Genomic DNA, 17,118 nt, shown 5'->3' on the forward strand with positions numbered 1-17,118 from the left:
ATTATCCCATTAGACGACCGGTACTGGGCTGTTCAGTCGTCTCGCGTTTCGCTGTCAATTACTGATGTCACAGGAAGGGGGGTTGGACAGGCGGGGGATCTCGAACCCCCTGTCCGGCACGCGTTTGGTTCTGAGATGTGATCGAGGTCAAACGTCGCCTCACTGCTTTTCAACGCGTGTTCCCCTGGGGGCCGCCGTCCGCTGTCTCGAACGGCGCTTGTCTGTACTCGAGGCATTAAAACAAACAATGTGCCTAACTAGTGAGGTATCTGTGCCGATGGCCCCACCAAATCGCAGTCGGCCCCGCTGTCGGCTTCGCGGCGATCCATGTATCCCGTGACCGTGCACCATGACACTAATCGGAATGTCTATCTCTCTCATCCGAGACGGAAGACGTATGCTGGATTTCGTACAGCTCGAGGCCGATCTGGGGCAAGAAGAGCGACTCATCCGCGAGACAGCGCGTGAGTTCGTCGCAGACCACGTGCGACCCGACATCGGCGAGCATTTCGAGAACGGGACGTTCCCGACGGAGTTGATCCAGACGATGGGCGAGCTGGGGTTTTACGCACCAAATCTCGAGGGGTATGGCTCGCCGAACGTCTCGGAGACCGCCTACGGGCTGGTGATGCAGGAACTCGAGGCCGGCGACTCCGGAATCCGCTCGATGGCGTCGGTTCAGGGTGCGCTCGTTATGTACCCCATTCACGCCTACGGCAGCGAGGCCCAGAAAGAGGAGTGGCTGCCGGCGCTGGGTGAGGGCGAGGCAGTCGGTTGTTTCGGGCTGACGGAACCCGAACACGGCTCGAACCCGTCGGCGATGGAGACCCACGCGGAGCGCGACGCCACCGGCGACGGCTACGTCCTGAGCGGGTCGAAGACGTGGATCACGAACGCGCCGATCGCCGACGTCGCCGTCGTCTGGGCGCGCGATCGGTCGGCTACCGACGACCCCGTCCGCGGGTTCCTCGTCGAAACCGACCGCGATGGCGTCACGACGCCCGAAATCGACGGCAAACTCTCGATGCGCGCGTCGATCACCGGCGAGATTGGATTGAACGACGTCTCCGTGCCCGAGGAGAACGTTCTCCCCGGCGTGTCCGGTATGAAAGGGCCGCTGTCTTGTCTCACGCAGGCCCGGTATGGCATTGCCTGGGGCGCGGTCGGCGCGGCACGGGACTGCTTCGAGGAGGCCCGCGAGTACGCCACCGAGCGCGAGCAGTTCGGCGGTCCGATCGGCCGGTTTCAGCTCCAACAGGGAAAACTCGCGGAGATGGCCACCCAGATCACGCTCGGCCAGCTGCTGGCCTACCGACTGGCCGACCTCAAAGAACGCGGCGAGTTGCGCCCCCAGCACGTCTCGATGGCCAAGCGCAACAACGTCCGCATGGCCCGCGAGCAATCCCGCGTCGCCCGCGAGATGCTTGGTGGCAACGGCATCACGACCGACTACTCGCCGATGCGCCACCTCGCGAACCTCGAGACGGTCTACACCTACGAAGGGACCCACGACATCCACACGCTAATCTTAGGCGAAGACCTGACCGGGCTGCAGGCCTACCAGTAGGTCACGCCGACGTCTGAGCTGCGTTCCGTCGGCATCTGCGCTGCTGCCCTCTTCAGAGTGATCTTCTTGTTCCGTACGAATCGAAACCGATCGCTCGAGCAGTTGATTGCCGCAAACGATGGACGAACTCGTCACAGAGATCCAACTCTCGAGTTCGGTCGTCGGAAAAACAGTGGGCCAACTCGGATTTGAACCGAGAGCCTCCACCTTATCAGAGTGGCGCTCAACCTGATTGAGCTATTGGCCCGCGTCGCCTGCTTCGCACTCGATAGTTGCTCGGTGGAACGTTTAAACGTTTCTTTCTGGAAGCCCCGTGCGAATCGCTACCGGGCAAAGGGGTCGTCGTCTCGGTCGTCATCGTCACCGAACTCGACCGTATACGAGTCCTCGCTGCCGTCGCCGTCGACGGTATAGTCGTCGTCGCCGAGGTCGTAGGTTCCGCCACCAGTCGAGTCGGTCCGTCCTTGCGCCGTCTCTTGGTCGGGGAAACCGAACGTCCAGACATTCCCACTGGCGAATCCGCCGGTCTTCTTGTCCGCGTACGGCACGATCACGAAGCGTTTGAGCGCCGCGCGGATCGGAATCCGTGTCACTGGCACGGCCAGCAGGAAGCCGATGGCGTCGGTCACCAGTCCCGGCGTCAGCAGGAACGCACCGGCGGCGATCAGCAAGCCGCCGTCGAGCAGTTCGTTAGTCGGCGGCTCGCCACGAACCATCGAGCGTTGCATCTTCCGGAGCGTTCGCCGCCCTTCGGCTCGCACGAGGAGCATACCCACCAGGCCCGTCAGGACGACCAGCAGCACCATCCCGACCCAGTTGAGGAAGCCGAACTGAGTGACGATCACCGCGAGTAACACGGCGTCGAGAAACGGGATGAGCAACAGCGCGAAGATCCACCAAGGCATACCACGCTCTAGCCGCCGAAGGGTGAAAGTCCTTTACTCTCGTCACAGCAGCCGCCCTGCTTGAGGCCCGATCGGACACGCCGACGCACACTCACATGTCGGGAGCGAAAGCGAACGAAGGGCTTACCCCGGCGACTCGCCTCGCTCCGATATGGACGATCCAACGCGCGTCGAGTGGCGCGAGTGGGGCCAAGCGGCCTTCGATGAGGCGGCAGCGGCCGATATCCCCGTGTTGCTCTCGCTGACTGCGACGTGGTGTGATCACTGCCACGAGATGGACGCCGAAACCTACGCGGAGCCTCGCATCGCGGCCAACATCAACGATAGTTTCGTGCCCATCCGGGTCGATGTCGACCGGCAGCCGCGCGTCCGCGACCGATACAACATGGGCGGGTTTCCCTCGACGGTCTTTCTCGCACCCAACGGCGAGGTCCTGACGGGGGCGGGCTATCTCGGCCCCGACGGGATGCGCCAGGTCTTAGATAGCGTTCGGACGATGTGGCAGACCAAAGGCAGCGGCGCGGCACGCGTTCCGCGGCCGCTGCGAGAGGATAACCCGCCAGCAGGCGAACTGACGCCGGAGATCGAACAGGCCATGCTGGGTCAGTTGTCGGAAACGTACGACGAGACCGCCGGCGGCTGGGGCCAGGAGCCGAAGTTTCCACTACCGGACGCCCTCGAGTTCGCGCTCAAACGCGACCGGGAGATGGCGCTGCGGTCGTACGACGCCGTCAGCGCGAACCTGTTAGACGAGTACGAGGGCGGTTTTTACCGGTTTGCGACCGACCGCGACTGGTCGGGGCTGCAACACGAGAAACTCCTCGATTCCAACGGCGCGCTGGTGCGTGCGTTCGCAAACGCCTATCTTCTCACGGGCAAAGACGAATACCGCGAGCCTGCCGAGCGCACGATCGACTATCTGACCGCAACGCTCTGGAACGGTGATGCCGACGCCTTCGCGAACAGTCAGGCACCTGGCGAGGACGATGCTCACAGCCTCGACGCGACCGACCGAGCGAGCGCCGACGAGCCACCGGTCGACGACGGCGTCTTCGCTGGCCCGAACGCGCTCGCGATCGAAGGCCTGCTGACCTACTATGCGTACACCGACGACGAGCGCGCCCGCCGATACGCCGAACGCGCACTCGCGACCCTCCGCGAGGACCTGCTCGTCGACGGCGTCGTTACCCACTCCCTCGAGAACGCGGCGAGCGACGACGGACCCACGTGTCTCCTCACGAATCAGGCCCGTGCGCTGGGTACACTGACGACGGCCGCGAGCACGATCGATCCGTCCGTCCTCGCGGACGCAACGGCGATCGCCGACGCGACGATCGACCGCTTGTACGACGAGGACTCGTTCCTCGACGGCCCTGCCGAAGGCGTCGGCCTACTCGACCGATCCCTGCGACCGCTCGACGCGAACGTTGCGTTCGCCGACGGGCTGCTCGAGCTGGCCGTCCTCAGCGGCGACGATCGCTACCGCGAACTTGCCCGCGAGACGCTCGAGGCTTTTGCAGGGGCCAGCGACCGCTTTGGCGTCCAGATCGCACGCTACGCGACCGCAGCCGCCCGGCTGCTCGAGGGGCCGCTCGTGCTCCGCGTCGCCGCCGACCCCGGCTCGGATCTGCACCGGGCGGCACTCCGACTCGCGGACCACGAGAAGGTGGTCGTTCCCGACGCCGACGGGCTCGAGGCGGGAACGGCACGGGCCGAACGGGGCGACCGTGTGTCTGAGCCTGCCGAAACCCCAGCGGAGTTGAGCGAGCGCGTCCAGACGATCCTCGACTGAGAGGACTGCGACCACTGTGTACCGGGGCACCCGCATGACGGGTCGCGGGTGCGCCGGCACTGACTGTGGGGAGTCCGTATGCGACCGTCTTTGGCAGCTAGTTCGGCTCGTCTCAGTCGGTGCTGTCATCTATTTAAAACTAGCCTAGCGTTTATGCCCTTTCGATAGGTTCGTGTTTAATATGGCCACTCTTAGAGACCTCGGGCTTTCCGAGTACGAAGCGCGGGCTTATCGATCGCTGCTCACCACCGGCCCCACAACGGCAAAGGAGTTGTCGCGGGCCAGCGACGTGCCGATGGGACGGATCTACGACGTGCTCAATAGCATCGAACAGTACAATCTGGTCCGTAGCCAGGCTGCGAGTCGGCCAAAGAAATACGTCGCCGTCGAGCCCTCGACGGCGCTCGATCGACTCCTCGAAGACAAGAAACGCGAACTCGAGGAAGAGGCCGAACAGTACGAATCGATCGTCGACGACCTCTCCGACGAACTCGACGCAGCCGAGCCGGTCGACGAACAGTTCTGGACCGCTGCCGTCGGTCCCGAGGAGACGCGAGATCTGCTCTTAGAGCGGCTCGCAGCGGCCGACAACGACATCGTGATGGTATCGGCACATCCCTCCCCACAGTGGAACATCGAGGCCGTCAGCGAAGCGGTCAACGCACAACTCGAGGACGCACTCGATAGGGGTGTCTCGATCGATCTCCTGATGACCCGCGACATGGTCGCCTCCCTCTCCGAAGCGGTCGGCCGCCGCTACCGGGAAACCTTACAGCAACGGGAGGCGTTCAACGTCCGGACCCACGACGATCTCACGGGCTCGTTCAACATCATCGACGGCGTCGAGGTCTGCATTCAGGTGCCGAACCCGCTGTCTTCGGGCGAGGCCTTCGGTATGATCGACCTCAAAGATCCGGAGTTCGCCGCGAACGTCCACGCGGAGTTCGTCCCGCGGTGGGAAGCGGCGGAGCCCCTCGAGTTCTAGTCGCTGATCTCTTCGCGCAGCGTCCCCAGCTCGACGACGCGCTCGGCGTGGGCGTTGTGCTGGTGGATCGACTCGTCGTTGGACTGGGCCATCGTGATCACCGCGTCGTCTGGCAGGTGGTCGAACTCGTCGACGACGCCTTCCGCCATCGCACGCACGCAGTCCTCGACGAACTTCGCGTCGGCGTGGGCCTCGTAGGTCATGTGATCCTCGTCGGGTCGCTTCGCGAGGTTGTAGATCCGCGCGCTCATCGAGTCCCGCGCGATGTCGATGACGTCATTGAGATCGACTTCAGGGTCGCCACCCGCCTCGACGGTCAGCGTGGCGTGGCCCCGCTGAGAGTGGCCCGGCTGTGGCACTTCCGCTAAGAATTCGGTGATCGTTTCTTCTTCGACACCGAGGTCCTCGAGCGTCTGTTTCGCGCGGGCGGCGGACATCCCCTGTGAGCAGGGACAGACGGTCATCCCGGTGACCTGCGCGCCGATTTCCTCGCGGGTCCCTTCCTCCGTCGCCGTCGCCGAGGCCACGATATCGACCATGTGTTGGGTCTCGCGGTCGCTTGCCGGCGTCTGCTCGCGGCGCATGAACTCGGCTTCCATCGAGACTTCCGCTCGGGAGGTATAGTCGTGTTTCTCGAGCAGCCGTTCGGCGGCCTCACCGCAGACTTCCTCGACCCCGTAGGCCTCCTCGCGAGTCGCGTCCTCCAAGATTTCGTCGATGACCTCCATGTTGCGGCTCATGTCCGCACCCTTGCGCCAGGCGGGGAGGTCGACGAAGACCTCGAACTCGGCGGTGAGGACGATCGGCCGTTTGTCCTCGCGGGCGATCTTGACGAGCTTGTCGACGCCGGTGACACCGACCTGGCTCAAACCGACGGTCACGTCGGGCGACGTCGCCTGCACGTCCGGCAACTGATGACTCATTGGCAGCATTCAGGGGAGCGGCCGATTCAAGCTTTCGGAACCGGGAGTATTACTGTGGGGCGTCTCGGCACTGGCTCGAGCCGTCGATTCTTTAAGTACCTCTGGTCACAAGGTAGAGCTATGACGGGAGATCGTCGCGTCTCGAATTCTCACACCGCCGAGCGGTAGGTGTGTCCGTGTCTCGAGTAGCTGAGAACGATGCAGGTTCGGCGCTCGTCTTCCTTTAAGTGCTTCTGGTCACAAGGTGAAGATATGACGGGAAGACGGCCGTTCTCCTGACTGCTGGTTCGGTAGTGACGATGTCGTTTCGTTCACGGTCGTCATCGTGACGTGTCTACCCACGCCCGCTGGTTCTTTAAGTGCCTCTGGTCATAAGGTGAAGCTACGAAGGGCATTTGGAACCCGGTCTTCTCTCGTCTTCCGCGCCTCGAGCCACAGCTATGGCCGCTGTCCCCGAACACGTCCACGAGACCGTCGCCGACCACTTGATGGCGATCGAACGCGAGTACGATGTCGCGGTCCCGCTGGCGGTCGCCCGCGGGAGCCACGCCTGGGGTGGGGCGAGTCCCGACAGCGACTACGACGTCGGCTTCGTCTTCGTGTCGACCGATCTGCGTCGGTACGCCCATCTCGAGGGCGCTCCCGAGACCATCGTCGACGATCGCGGCGCGTTCGAGTACCAGGGCTGGGACGTGCGGACGTTCGCCCGATTGCTCGCCGACTCGAACGAAGGCGCGATCGATCTGTTGCGTAGTCCGATCCGCTATCGGGCCGCATACGAGCCTGCCGACCTCGCCGCCTACATCGAACAGACGTACAATCCGATCGACCTCTATCACACCTGGCGCGGGATCGCGACGAGCAACTATCGCAAGTACATCTCGCATCACTTGGTCCGCAGTGATGACGAACTCTTTCCGATCATCGAGGCAGCCGACGAGACGTACATCGTCGAGACCGACGACGGCACGATGACGGTGTCGGCCGACGATGAGCGATTTCAGGAGACACAAACGAAGCCCACGGTCAAGCGAAACCTGACGATCCACCGCGCGGCCATGGCCGCCCGCTATCTCAAAGCGACCGGCGAGCACGGCACACACGATCTGCCGGCGCTGGCGTTCGAGACGTTCCTCCGCGAGCAGGCACCTGTGGTTTTCGACGCTGAGCGGATCGAGCGCGCCCGCGAGTTACTCGAGCGAAAACGGGCCGGCGAGGGAGACGCCACGATCGGTGATGCTGTCGGCCGCGCGTTTGCACACCCACCGAAACGGATCGATCCCGACGTGCATGCACGGGCTGGTCCCGACCCTGCGCGACTGAATGGGTTCGTCGACGAGCTGATCGCTGCGGTCCAGTAGTCCGTCGGTCCCGTCCGTCCTTTAAGTGGTTCTGGTCACAAGGTGAAGCTACGAAGGGCTTTTCGCGGACCGTTCGTCTCGAGACACGAGCCACAGCACCGGTCGTTGTCCCCGTCCGAACTCGATTTGTTAGCAACCTTGTCAGTCGAATTGACACGCCACACGTGCGGAGCGAGCCTTTTTCACGCTCCCCCTCCGAGCGACAGGTGATGCACGACGACGGTGCCGATCCTGGTCGCTCCCACGTGGCGGGTGGGACCAGCACGGACGGCGTCGAGTACGATTTCGATCGTGAGCGACGCCTCGAGACCCGGCCCGGTTCCGGGGCGCTCTCGCGGGCGGCGGTCCAGCGCGATTCGACGGTTCGCCAGTGGGGCGTCGTCACGCCGAGTGCGACCGTCATCGGCCGCGCCGACTCGCCCGATGCGGACCTTCCCGAGAGCGTCCGCCGTCTCCACGACGAACAGCACGCGGCGACGCCGGGCTACAGCGAGCGCGCCCATCGCCTCGATCGGCTGCGAACCACGCAGGCGCTATGTAACGCCCTCGAGGTGACGCCGTGGCAGCGCGATCTCGCGCTGGGCGTCATGGACGAGATCGATCTCACCGAGTTCGGCAGCCAGCGGGCGATCGAGAAGGTCGCGCTCGTGGTGATCCGCCACGTCGTCGACGTCGACCGCCAGCAGTACTTCGGGCTCGACGATATCGACGCACAAGCGCTGTCTGCCGACCGGATGGAAGAGCTGTTCGCCCAGTATCGGGCCCACGACATCACCGACGAGGAGTCGTTCAAGCGCCTCGCGGCCGAGTACGGACTGGATACGACGAGCCTGAATCGCTTGCGTCGCGTCCTGAAGTCGCAACTCGACGACGAGCTCCCGGCCTACGGTCGCAACCCCTACCGCGATCCGAACCTGCCTGACGTGACCGATCAAGACACTGCCGACGCAACCGTCTCCGGAACGGAACGCTGACCTGCCAGTTGCCGGTGAGAGACGCTTCTATCGTAGCCACTGAAAGTCAGTGTGTAAATCGTTTCAGTGGCTACGATAGTGTCCCGTCCCGAGTCCGTCGCTGCGTGCCAATCGAACGCGGGTCGGCACCTCGCGTGACTTGCCCGATCGGGAGTGACTACTCGAGCTTGTCGAGCCCGTCGAGGAAGTTCGCCTGTGGGCCGACGAGCGTGACGGAGTCGTCCGCGAGCGAGATCGAGACCGTCGCCGGCGGCTCGAGGCGTTGTCGGTTGCGTCCGTCGCTGATCGCGTAGGCGGTGTCGGTGCCGGAGACCGTGAGCGTGAGTTCACTATCGGGTTCGACCACTAACGGCGGCATCGACTCGGTCGCCGCCATCTGCGTGACGACGAGTACGTCGGCCGACGGATGAACGAGCGGGCCGCCTTCGCTCAGGTTGTAGGCCGTCGAGCCCGTCGGCGTGGCGATGAGAACGCCGTCGGCGTGGCTCTCAGCATACTGCTGGCCGTCGACGCAGATCTCGATGGTTGCACCACCACCGTGGCCCCGCCGGGGACCGTGGACGACTACCTCGTTGAGCGCGGGGTCGAGCGTCCACTCTGTGTCGACGCCCGTCGCCTGCAGCCGCGCCAGTTCGCGTCCCTCGACGGTGCCCGTCTCCTCGAGGTCGGCGACGAGGTCGGTGACGACAGCGAGTGCGTCGTCGGGGGCGACGGCGTTGAGAAAGCCGACTTCGCCCAGATTGACGCCGAGAATCGGCGTGGGGCCGACTTCACGGGCGACGAACAGCAGCGTTCCGTCGCCGCCGATACTCACGACGAGATCGCGCCCCGCCATCGCGGCGACCGGGACGGCGGTCGCGTCGACCGCCTCGCCAGTGAGCTCGTCGACGACGACGCGTGCGCCCTCGCGCTCTATGGTCTCGACGAGGGTCGCGGCGAGTGCCTGTGCTCGTTCGTTGTTCCGTTGAGCCACGATTCCGACGGCGACGTCCATCGTCGGCGGCTTCCCGCCCCGTGGTCAAAAAGCCACGCTTGTCTTGCTGCGGTCCCAAGCCCGCCAGCCAACTCGCAGTCGTCGATGTCGATCCGATCGAGATGGCACACAGCCTGGGTCGATCCGCACCGAACTCCCGACACTCATCGAGGCGGTCAGTGTCTCGTGGCTCGTGTTGGAGTCGATCGTTCCTGTCGGACACCAGTCCGTGAGGGCTCGATCACGTCTCGATGCCTGCTGCCGCAGGCGACAGCATCTCGAGTTCGATCGATCCGTTCCCTGGGTTATCCGAGAGGGTGTCGTTGCTCGAGCTGATGGACGTGGATCGGGCGAACCGGCGGAACGAAATCTATGATTTCACCTGCGGTTTGAAGAATGTGGGCGTTACCACGTTGCGAACGAGCGAAGCCACAGCGGCGAGTCGTACGCCTTGTGGGATGGTATCATCGCGTATCTCATCGATGCCCTCGTCTTCAACTACGCTCAGTCGGACGACTTCCCCGAGACCAGACTGGCAGTCGAAAGCCAGCAGCTCCGCGATGCGAACCACTCTCGAGAGCACTCTCGAGACGTCTCGGTTCACCAGCAGGTGAACCTGTGTTCCCATCACTTTCCGGGGCAGTGAACTGTTACGGCGACGGCTGACCGAGTAACAGCGAGTTAGGGTGTCGTTTGGTGTCCATACTTTTGCGGGTACGGACGCCATACCTCCGCATGGCCCAACGGACGACCGCCGACGAAACACTGCCACGAGACGAACTTGCCGCCTACCTTCGGGACCTCGCGGCGGAGTTCGAGCGGGGCGACGAGCAAATCACCGTTCCCGTCGGGAACAAGAACGTCACGCTGATGCCGCCGGAGACGCTCGATGTGTCGGTCGAAGTGGTCGAACGGTCGTCGATGCTGCGAGGGGACCGCGAGACGGTTGACATCGAACTGAGCTGGAAACGGTAATATGGCTGTTGTCGACTCGATCCTCATCTTCGTCCTGAGTCTGCTCGTGGGAACGGTCGGCATCCTCGCGGGCGTGCGACTGGTGATAGACAGGGATGCGGGCTTTGCGAACGCAGCCGTGACTGCACTGATCGGCGCGATCGCGTGGGCGATCACGAGTTTCTTCGTCGGCTGGGTCCCGATTCTGGGTGTGTTGTTGATGCTTGCCGTCTGGGTCGGCGTGATCAACTGGCGCTACCCCGGCGGCTGGGGTGCTGCCGTCGCGATCGGCTTCGTCGCCTGGATCGTCGCGGTCGGGATCGTCTACGCGTTCGCGGTGATCGGCTTTGTCACGCCCGATGCGCTCGGAATCCCGGGTGTGTGAAACGATCGGGTGGCCTGCGCGTTCCCACCGCCGAAGATGGAGGGAAACCCCTTTTTCCGTCGGCGCGAGAGGACAGTCTAGACAGCGATGTACGAGACGATTCTGTTCCCGACTGACGGCAGCGAGCACGCGGCGACCGTCGCGGATCACGCGATCGATATCGCGGCCACACGAGACGCCACTCTGCACATCCTCTCGGTCGTCGACGACCGTGCCTTCCTCGTCCTTGACGACGACCGCGTCGAGCGCGTCCGCGAGGACCTCGCGGCGACCGCCCGCGAAGCAATCGACAACGCCGTGACCCGCGCCACCGAACACGACATCGAGACAGAGACGGCAGTCGAGACGGGCAACCCGGCCGAGTGTATCGTCGACTACGCCGCGGACGTCGATGCCGACCTGATCGTTATGGGAACCAGCGGCGACGAGTACGAACGCAACGTCGTTGGCAGCGTCTCACAGCGCGTCGTCCGCGAAGCGCCCGTTCCCGTCACCACCGTCGGCCCCGACGTCGAGAACTGATTCGGGGCCGCCCGACGAGCCGGGGTCACGCTTGCCTCACACCCGATCGCCGACGTGACGAGCCGTTTGCCGTTGCCCGCTTTTCGACGGATCGGCTCGGTACACCAGTTTGATATGTCTTCTGTCGCTACTGACGGAGACATGCGTCGCTCGCTCGTGATCGCGGCCGTCTTGCTCTTCCTTGCGTTCGTGCTCATCGGTGGGCCATCGATGGCACTGTCGCTCTCGTCGAGCCAGCAGCCGGCCGCGGAGCCGACCCACACCACACAGCCAACCCCGGCCCTCGTCTCGTTCGACGACTCCAAGAGCGGCTTCTGGGAGTATCTCAGCCCTCGCAAGGGATTTCAAAAGCGGAGCCCGATCAACGTAATCGTCCGCGGTGATGTCGCGGATATCGAGCGGGTGCTGGTCGAAGCGAGCGACGGCGACTGGTCCGAGATCAACGAGTCCGAGGAGCCTGCGGTCCCGAAGACGTACGCCCTCGTTGGGGGCAACGCCTCCGACAACGAGACCCAGTCGATCACCGAACCGCCGTCGAACGACTCGGTCGCCACCGAGTCGAACACCTCGACGTACAACTCGTCGACCAACTCGAGCCCCGATGCAACCGACAACGCATCGAACGGCCCCCGGAGCCGCCTACCCGAGTTCAACTGGGGTGAGGCCGACGGCGGAACTCGCTACGCCTACGTCGACCCCGGACCCAACGAGAGCGGCTACTGGACGACCGAAACACGCCAGCTCGAGGACGGCAGTTACTACGGCCAGCGCTATCACATCCGCCTCTATGAGAGTCCCAACGAGGACGACGACTGGGTCGCCATGCAGACCCACTCCGAACACTTCGACTGGTTTACGCTCCGCCACCGCGTCCACGGCTCACAAGCCGCTCAGCGAACCGTCGAGTCCAACTTTATGGCCCATCCCCAGATCGACGTCGAAGACGACGTACGGCGGATCTATCTTGGGAACAGCAACTCTTCCGATGCCGACGGCTGGGCGACGGTAGTCGATCTCGCCGGCCTGCTCGTCGTGCCCACGCTGGTCGGCATCCAGGCTCGCAGGCGTCGCTCTCACGACTCCACTGGAGCCGACCACGTCACCGACCGACTGGGACAGCGAACGGCCGACGCCCTCGACCATCACCTGACCGCCGCCGATCGTCGTCGCCTTGCGGCTCTACTCGCCCGACTCGAGGGGGGCCACTTTGCCCTCGCCTTTGCCATCATCGCCCTGTTGCTCGGCGTGCGGGCGGGCGGTATCGTGCTCGAGCACCGCGCGACGTTCCTCAGCCCCCACCAGATCGCCGCGGTACTGTATCCGGTGATCAGCCTCGGTCTCCCGACGGCGACCTACCTCATCGCACGCGGGCTGACGCGCCGGCTCGACGCCGCCGTCGTCGCCGCGGGCTCGCTTGCGGTCGCGATCTGGCTCGACTACGGTATGCTCGGCGTCGATACACTGCCGCTCGAGGTCGTCGTCCAGCGGATGCTCGTCGTCGTCGCGCTCGGACTGCTCGCTGGCGGTGCGGCCAAACGCGCAGCGCGCCCCTCGAGGGTCAACGACATGTTGCTGGTCGGAATCGCGATGTGGGTACTGGTGCTGGTCGGCACGCTGTCGGGTCATTTCTGACCGCCGTCGCGTCGATTTATCGGTGAAACGGCTCGTCACTCCTCTGTGAGGCCGGCGTTCTATCGCGGCGAGGCCTTAAGTTCTTGCGCCGTTGTTCTCTACATGACATGGCAAGCCCACCCCGCCAGCGCGAACGTAATCCTGGAACGACAGAACAAACGCAGGAATCAGCGGGTGAGCGTGCCTGCGACGAATGCGGTGGCGGGACCCTCGTCAAAAGCGAAGATCAGGGCGAACTCGTCTGTGACGAGTGTGGCCTGATCGTCGAAGGGACGAACATCGACCATGGGCCAGAGTGGCGGGCGTTCAACCACTCCGAACGCCAGAACAAGTCACGGGTGGGCGCGCCGACGACCCAGACGATGCACGACAAGGGGCTGACGACCTCGATCGACTGGAAGAACCAGGACGCCTACGGCCGGTCGCTTTCTTCGGACAAACGCAACCAGATGCGCCGCCTGCGTAAGTGGCAAGAGCGCATCCGCACCAAAGACGCCGGCGAGCGCAACCTGCAGTTTGCACTCTCCGAGACTGACCGGATGGCGTCCTCACTCGGCATTCCCCGTTCGGTGCGCGAGGTCGCCTGTGTGATGTACCGGCGTGCACTCGACGAAGACCTCATCCGCGGGCGCTCGATCGAAGGCGTCGCGACCAGCACCCTCTATGCCGCCTGTCGGATGGAAGGCATCCCCCGCTCGCTCGAGGAAGTTTCCGGCGTCTCACGCGTCGAGCGCAAGGAGATCGGCCGCACGTATCGGTATGTGGCCCAAGAACTCGGCCTCGAGATGGAACCGGTCAATCCCAAAAAGTACGTGCCTCGCTTTTGCTCGGAACTCGAACTCTCCGAGGAGGTCCAGGCGAAAGCCAACGAAATCATCGATACGACGACCGAACAGGGACTGCTCTCGGGCAAGTCCCCAACTGGTTACGCCGCGGCCGCGATCTACGCCGCCTCACTGCTCTGTAACGAAAAGAAGACCCAGCGGGAGGTGTCCGATGTTGCGCAGGTAACCGAAGTGACGATCCGCAACCGGTATCAAGAGCAGATCGAAGCGATGGGGATTCACGAGTAAGCGGTCGTCGGCGCTCGAGTCTCGACGGCGGACGCGACACAGGCTGATACTGTTCTTGATCGCTGACAGTGTCGTGACTGTCTCTCAGACGAGTCCTCGAGAAATGCGCTGGCCGGGAATTGAACCCGGGCTATGAGCTTGGGAAGCTCATGTCCTACCACTAGACCACCAGCGCGCGATCCGTTCGAGTGTACCCGCCGATTACACTTCAACGTAGCGCTCTCGAGCACACATCGAAATCGGTCGTTCGACCACTTTTTCGCAGGGAGGGGAGCCTATTAGGCACCACCACCCCTAGCCTGTCACATGATCGACCTTCGCTTTTCGGAGGCAGAACTCGAGCAACAGCGCGACCACATCACGGGGTTCATTCGCGACCAGGTCGAGGCTGCGGGTGCCGACGGCGTCGTCCTCGGTTTTTCGGGTGGGATCGATAGCACGCTAACTGGCCATCTCGCCGTTGAAGCGCTTGGGGCAGAAAACGTCCACGGGCTCGTATTGCCGGCACACGTCAGCAGCGAAGAACACATGAGCGACGCCGAGCGGGTCGCCCAGAATTTGGAGATTACCTACGACGTGATCGAAATCGAGCCGATCGTCGACTCGTTGCTATCTGTCTACCCTGAAGCCGAGGGTGACCACGAAGCCGTCGGCAATGCCCGTGCCCGTGTTCGGGCGGTGCTCAACTATCTCGTCGCCAATCACGAGAGCCGGCTGGTGTTGGGCACCGGCAACCGCAGCGAGGCCGCCGTCGGCTATTTCACCAAGTACGGCGACGGCGCGGTCGACTGTCACCCGATCGGGAACCTCTACAAGGCACAGGTTCGCCAGCTTGCCCGCCACGTCGGCGTCCCCGAGGACCTGGCAGAAAAGACCGCGACCGCCGAGCTGTGGGCCGACCAGACCGATGAGGACGAACTAGGAATCAGCTACGAGACACTCGACTCGATTCTGGCGGCCCATATCGACGGCCCGCTCTCGGTGGCGGCGACTTGCCGGCTGCTTGAGGTCGACGCGGAGACGGTCGAGCGGGTTCGCGGGATGTACGACGGCAGCGAACACAAGCGTACGGTGCCGCCGGCTCCAGCGCCACTCGAGTAATATCGACCGGGGCCGGTCCGGTTCGCTCAGCGAGACGTTCTCTGCTCGTCACTGAGGTCGCTGTGCGTGCGAGTTGTTCGGCTCCTGTTCACTCGAGCACGGCATCGATATCGTCGGCGTGGGCGGCGACGAGATCGGCAAAGGCTGCGGCCTCGCGTCGCTCTTGTGTCGCCCGCTCGCTGTCGTCACGGAGCCGTCGTTTCAGGACCGGCAGCGTGTCGGTGGCGTTTGCCGCGATCTCCTCGGCGACCGACCGTGGCTCGTCCTCGATGCGCGAGATCACGCCCATTCGGAGCGCTTCCTCGGCATCGATCGATCGCCCGGTGAGTGCGAACTCGAGGGCGTCGCCCTCGCCCATGACGCGTGGCAGCCGGACGGTCCCGCCCCAGGCACCGAACAGCCCGAAGCTGACGCCCGGCTCGCCGTAGGTCGAGTCGGGTGTGCCGATGCGGACGTCACAGGCCAGCGCGAGCTCGAGGCCGCCACCGCGTGCGGGGCCGTCGATCCCGGCGACGACGATCGCCGATGTGTCCTCGATCGCGCGTGCGACGCGCTGGCCCAGTCGCGCAAACTCGGCTGCACGGTCGCGATCCCCCTCGAGGGCTCCAACCGCGTTCAGGTCCGCTCCCGCCGAAAAGGCCGGCCCGCGCCCGTGGAGATAGACCACCGGCTCGTCGGCGTCGTCGACTGCCGTCTCGAGCGCGGTGAGCCCGTCGACGGTGAAGGCGTTGCGCGCCTCGGGGCGGTCGAGCGTGATCGTCCGAATCGATCCGTTCGTGTCAACGTCGATCATAGTTGCAGTCGATCAGGCGTTTCCAAAGGTCTTTGCCTACTCCGTCGTAACCCCCCGCTAATGGAGAAGGCCGACAGCTGTCGGCGTGCCGCCGTCGAGGCCGTCGCGGACGTCGAACCACCACGGTTGTACGAGTACATCGAATCCGTCCTCGACCGGGCATCGATGGTTCCCGCAGCACTCACCTTCGAGAGCGCTGTGGCGATGGCTCCCGAGGGCCACGCCCTCGAGGACGCTGAGGGCCGCTGCCACGACATCGAGCCCGAAGCTGGGACCCACCACCAATCACATGCGTCCGACCGCGATCACGACCCCGAGAGCATCGTCACGCACGCCGCCGGCGTCCAGCTCATCTACGAGGGGCTCCGACTGACGCGGTCGCTCGCTCACGACGAACCGTGGACGGCGACCGACGCCGATGCCAGCGATGCTGACCTCGCGATCCTCGCGGCCGATATCCTCGTCGCACGCGGCTTCTACCTGCTGGCTCACACCGACGCCGCAGGGAAAGCCGTCCGCACGGTCCAGTCGTTCGGGCGCGACCAGACCTGCCGCACTGAACTCGAGGCCGAGACGGAGGCAGATATCGGGACCGACAGCACCGATCCCGAATCGATCGACACCAATCTCGAACGCGACGTGCTCGAACTCGCCGTCCGCACCGGCGCTGTCGCTGTCGACGAAACCCCGTCACCCAAACTGCTCGCCGTCGCCACGGACATCGCCGACGCGACCGGCACCTCGTTCCCGCCGGTCACGGAGTGTCTGACCGATCTCGAAGCGAAGGTCCGCGAACAGTCGCTCGAGGACTCAACGACTGATCGAGCGACATCGGCGACGGATCACTGATCGTATTTCTCACACCGGCTGACTCGAGTTCGTCACCGATCGCGCACTGACGTGCGATCGCCGCTGCAATGACGGCCAGTGGCGACGATAGATACTGGGAGCTCGCTACGCCATACCGACGCATAGCCCGTCCGAATCGAAACCCATAAAGACGGCTCCGAACAACGAAGAAGTACGCGCCTGGGTAGCTTAGCGGTAAAGCGCGTCCTTGGTAAGGACGAGAGCCCGGGTTCAAATCCCGGCCTAGGCTTTCCCTGCTTTCTGGCGAGGACGTTTCCCACTGTGCCCTTACTGATCGTCTTCGAGCGTCTGTTCAATAGCGCAGCCCC

The 17,118-nt window shown here is 64.1% G+C and carries 17 protein-coding genes and 3 tRNA genes; 14 read left to right on the forward strand and 6 right to left on the reverse strand.

All coding sequences use genetic code 11. From position 1 onward, the window contains the following. The first annotated feature begins 397 nt into the window (after positions 1-397). On the forward strand, positions 398-1,567 hold the full coding sequence (locus BSG09_RS09435) for an acyl-CoA dehydrogenase family protein (RefSeq protein ID WP_092932470.1): 1,170 nt from the start codon (positions 398-400) through the stop codon (positions 1,565-1,567). A gap of 173 nt (positions 1,568-1,740) precedes the next feature. Here BSG09_RS09435 and BSG09_RS09440 read toward each other — a convergent pair. Further along, positions 1,741-1,814, reverse strand: a tRNA-Ile gene (locus tag BSG09_RS09440). 76 nt (positions 1,815-1,890) lie between these two features. Continuing rightward, on the reverse strand, positions 1,891-2,472 hold the full coding sequence (locus BSG09_RS09445; RefSeq protein ID WP_092932472.1) for an FxsA family protein: 582 nt from the start codon (positions 2,470-2,472) through the stop codon (positions 1,891-1,893). Between the two features lie 151 nt (positions 2,473-2,623). Here BSG09_RS09445 and BSG09_RS09450 point away from each other — a divergent pair, with 151 nt between their 5' ends. Both BSG09_RS09450 and BSG09_RS09455 read left to right on the forward strand, forming a co-directional pair. Beyond that, a complete protein-coding gene (locus BSG09_RS09450; protein WP_092932474.1) occupies positions 2,624-4,264 on the forward strand; it encodes a DUF255 domain-containing protein in 1,641 nt (546 codons plus the stop codon). A 181-nt stretch (positions 4,265-4,445) separates the two neighbouring features. After that, positions 4,446-5,249, forward strand: a complete 804-nt coding sequence (locus BSG09_RS09455) for a TrmB family transcriptional regulator (RefSeq protein WP_092932476.1) — start codon at positions 4,446-4,448, stop codon at positions 5,247-5,249. On the opposite strand, the gene mptA is transcribed toward BSG09_RS09455, so the two are convergent. After that, on the reverse strand, positions 5,246-6,172 hold the full coding sequence (gene mptA / locus BSG09_RS09460) for a GTP cyclohydrolase MptA (protein WP_092932478.1): 927 nt from the start codon (positions 6,170-6,172) through the stop codon (positions 5,246-5,248). The two genes, BSG09_RS09455 and mptA, sit on opposite strands and share 4 nt — an antisense overlap. Before the next feature lie 440 nt (positions 6,173-6,612). Here mptA and BSG09_RS09465 point away from each other — a divergent pair, with 440 nt between their 5' ends. Further along, positions 6,613-7,533 carry a nucleotidyltransferase domain-containing protein gene (locus BSG09_RS09465; RefSeq protein WP_092932481.1) on the forward strand — a complete coding sequence of 307 codons (921 nt, stop codon included), beginning with the start codon at positions 6,613-6,615 and terminating at the stop codon, positions 7,531-7,533. A gap of 209 nt (positions 7,534-7,742) precedes the next feature. Then, positions 7,743-8,507 carry a DNA-directed RNA polymerase subunit epsilon gene (locus tag BSG09_RS09470; protein ID WP_092932483.1) on the forward strand — a complete coding sequence of 255 codons (765 nt, stop codon included), beginning with the start codon at positions 7,743-7,745 and terminating at the stop codon, positions 8,505-8,507. A 157-nt stretch (positions 8,508-8,664) separates the two neighbouring features. On the opposite strand, the gene BSG09_RS09475 is transcribed toward BSG09_RS09470, so the two are convergent. Beyond that, positions 8,665-9,501: an NAD(+)/NADH kinase gene (locus BSG09_RS09475; protein ID WP_092932485.1), complete on the reverse strand. Its 837-nt coding sequence runs from the start codon at positions 9,499-9,501 to the stop codon at positions 8,665-8,667. Between the two features lie 430 nt (positions 9,502-9,931). Between BSG09_RS09475 and BSG09_RS20150 the strand changes: the two genes are divergently transcribed. The 6 genes from BSG09_RS20150 to BSG09_RS09505 all read left to right on the forward strand — a co-directional run bounded on the left by BSG09_RS20150 (position 9,932) and on the right by BSG09_RS09505 (position 14,046). Continuing rightward, positions 9,932-10,126, forward strand: a complete 195-nt coding sequence (locus BSG09_RS20150) for a hypothetical protein (RefSeq protein WP_139246201.1) — start codon at positions 9,932-9,934, stop codon at positions 10,124-10,126. 89 nt (positions 10,127-10,215) lie between these two features. Next, the gene (locus tag BSG09_RS09485) at positions 10,216-10,455 is read left to right on the forward strand and encodes an amphi-Trp domain-containing protein (RefSeq protein ID WP_092932489.1); all 240 of its coding nucleotides are present in this window, start codon (positions 10,216-10,218) and stop codon (positions 10,453-10,455) included. A 1-nt stretch (position 10,456) separates the two neighbouring features. Further along, a complete protein-coding gene (locus BSG09_RS09490) occupies positions 10,457-10,819 on the forward strand; it encodes a hypothetical protein (RefSeq protein ID WP_092932491.1) in 363 nt (120 codons plus the stop codon). An 87-nt stretch (positions 10,820-10,906) separates the two neighbouring features. Then, on the forward strand, positions 10,907-11,341 hold the full coding sequence (locus tag BSG09_RS09495; protein ID WP_092932493.1) for a universal stress protein: 435 nt from the start codon (positions 10,907-10,909) through the stop codon (positions 11,339-11,341). Positions 11,342-11,482: 141 nt separating this feature from the next. Beyond that, a complete protein-coding gene (locus tag BSG09_RS09500) occupies positions 11,483-12,973 on the forward strand; it encodes a hypothetical protein (protein ID WP_092932495.1) in 1,491 nt (496 codons plus the stop codon). A gap of 107 nt (positions 12,974-13,080) precedes the next feature. Then, the gene (locus BSG09_RS09505; RefSeq protein WP_092932497.1) at positions 13,081-14,046 is read left to right on the forward strand and encodes a transcription initiation factor IIB; all 966 of its coding nucleotides are present in this window, start codon (positions 13,081-13,083) and stop codon (positions 14,044-14,046) included. A 104-nt stretch (positions 14,047-14,150) separates the two neighbouring features. On the opposite strand, the gene BSG09_RS09510 is transcribed toward BSG09_RS09505, so the two are convergent. Then, positions 14,151-14,221, reverse strand: a tRNA-Gly gene (locus BSG09_RS09510). A 131-nt stretch (positions 14,222-14,352) separates the two neighbouring features. On the opposite strand from BSG09_RS09510, the gene BSG09_RS09515 reads away from it, so the two are divergent. Next, on the forward strand, positions 14,353-15,147 hold the full coding sequence (locus BSG09_RS09515) for an NAD+ synthase (RefSeq protein WP_092932499.1): 795 nt from the start codon (positions 14,353-14,355) through the stop codon (positions 15,145-15,147). An 88-nt stretch (positions 15,148-15,235) separates the two neighbouring features. Here BSG09_RS09515 and BSG09_RS09520 read toward each other — a convergent pair whose 3' ends face one another. Beyond that, positions 15,236-15,940, reverse strand: a complete 705-nt coding sequence (locus BSG09_RS09520; RefSeq protein ID WP_092932501.1) for an enoyl-CoA hydratase/isomerase family protein — start codon at positions 15,938-15,940, stop codon at positions 15,236-15,238. Between the two features lie 60 nt (positions 15,941-16,000). Here BSG09_RS09520 and BSG09_RS09525 point away from each other — a divergent pair, with 60 nt between their 5' ends. After that, entirely contained in the window at positions 16,001-16,789 is a 789-nt protein-coding gene (locus tag BSG09_RS09525; protein ID WP_092932503.1) for a DUF7114 family protein, read from the forward strand. 178 nt (positions 16,790-16,967) lie between these two features. Next, positions 16,968-17,039, forward strand: a tRNA-Thr gene (locus BSG09_RS09530). Positions 17,040-17,118: the final 79 nt, after the last annotated feature.

This window comes from Natrinema hispanicum (genome assembly GCF_900111485.1).
Classification (GTDB): Archaea; Halobacteriota; Halobacteria; order Halobacteriales; family Natrialbaceae; genus Natrinema; species Natrinema hispanicum_A.

Coding starts and splice junctions, on each gene's coding strand:
- BSG09_RS09435 (WP_092932470.1), top strand. CDS start 398: ATGCTGGATTTCGTACAGCTCGAGGCCGATCTGGGGCAAGAAGAGCGA.
- BSG09_RS09445 (WP_092932472.1), bottom strand. CDS start 2,472: ATGCCTTGGTGGATCTTCGCGCTGTTGCTCATCCCGTTTCTCGACGCC.
- BSG09_RS09450 (WP_092932474.1), top strand. CDS start 2,624: ATGGACGATCCAACGCGCGTCGAGTGGCGCGAGTGGGGCCAAGCGGCC.
- BSG09_RS09455 (WP_092932476.1), top strand. CDS start 4,446: ATGGCCACTCTTAGAGACCTCGGGCTTTCCGAGTACGAAGCGCGGGCT.
- mptA (WP_092932478.1), bottom strand. CDS start 6,172: ATGAGTCATCAGTTGCCGGACGTGCAGGCGACGTCGCCCGACGTGACC.
- BSG09_RS09465 (WP_092932481.1), top strand. CDS start 6,613: ATGGCCGCTGTCCCCGAACACGTCCACGAGACCGTCGCCGACCACTTG.
- BSG09_RS09470 (WP_092932483.1), top strand. CDS start 7,743: ATGCACGACGACGGTGCCGATCCTGGTCGCTCCCACGTGGCGGGTGGG.
- BSG09_RS09475 (WP_092932485.1), bottom strand. CDS start 9,501: ATGGACGTCGCCGTCGGAATCGTGGCTCAACGGAACAACGAACGAGCA.
- BSG09_RS09485 (WP_092932489.1), top strand. CDS start 10,216: ATGGCCCAACGGACGACCGCCGACGAAACACTGCCACGAGACGAACTT.
- BSG09_RS09490 (WP_092932491.1), top strand. CDS start 10,457: ATGGCTGTTGTCGACTCGATCCTCATCTTCGTCCTGAGTCTGCTCGTG.
- BSG09_RS09495 (WP_092932493.1), top strand. CDS start 10,907: ATGTACGAGACGATTCTGTTCCCGACTGACGGCAGCGAGCACGCGGCG.
- BSG09_RS09500 (WP_092932495.1), top strand. CDS start 11,483: ATGCGTCGCTCGCTCGTGATCGCGGCCGTCTTGCTCTTCCTTGCGTTC.
- BSG09_RS09505 (WP_092932497.1), top strand. CDS start 13,081: ATGGCAAGCCCACCCCGCCAGCGCGAACGTAATCCTGGAACGACAGAA.
- BSG09_RS09515 (WP_092932499.1), top strand. CDS start 14,353: ATGATCGACCTTCGCTTTTCGGAGGCAGAACTCGAGCAACAGCGCGAC.
- BSG09_RS09520 (WP_092932501.1), bottom strand. CDS start 15,940: ATGATCGACGTTGACACGAACGGATCGATTCGGACGATCACGCTCGAC.
- BSG09_RS09525 (WP_092932503.1), top strand. CDS start 16,001: ATGGAGAAGGCCGACAGCTGTCGGCGTGCCGCCGTCGAGGCCGTCGCG.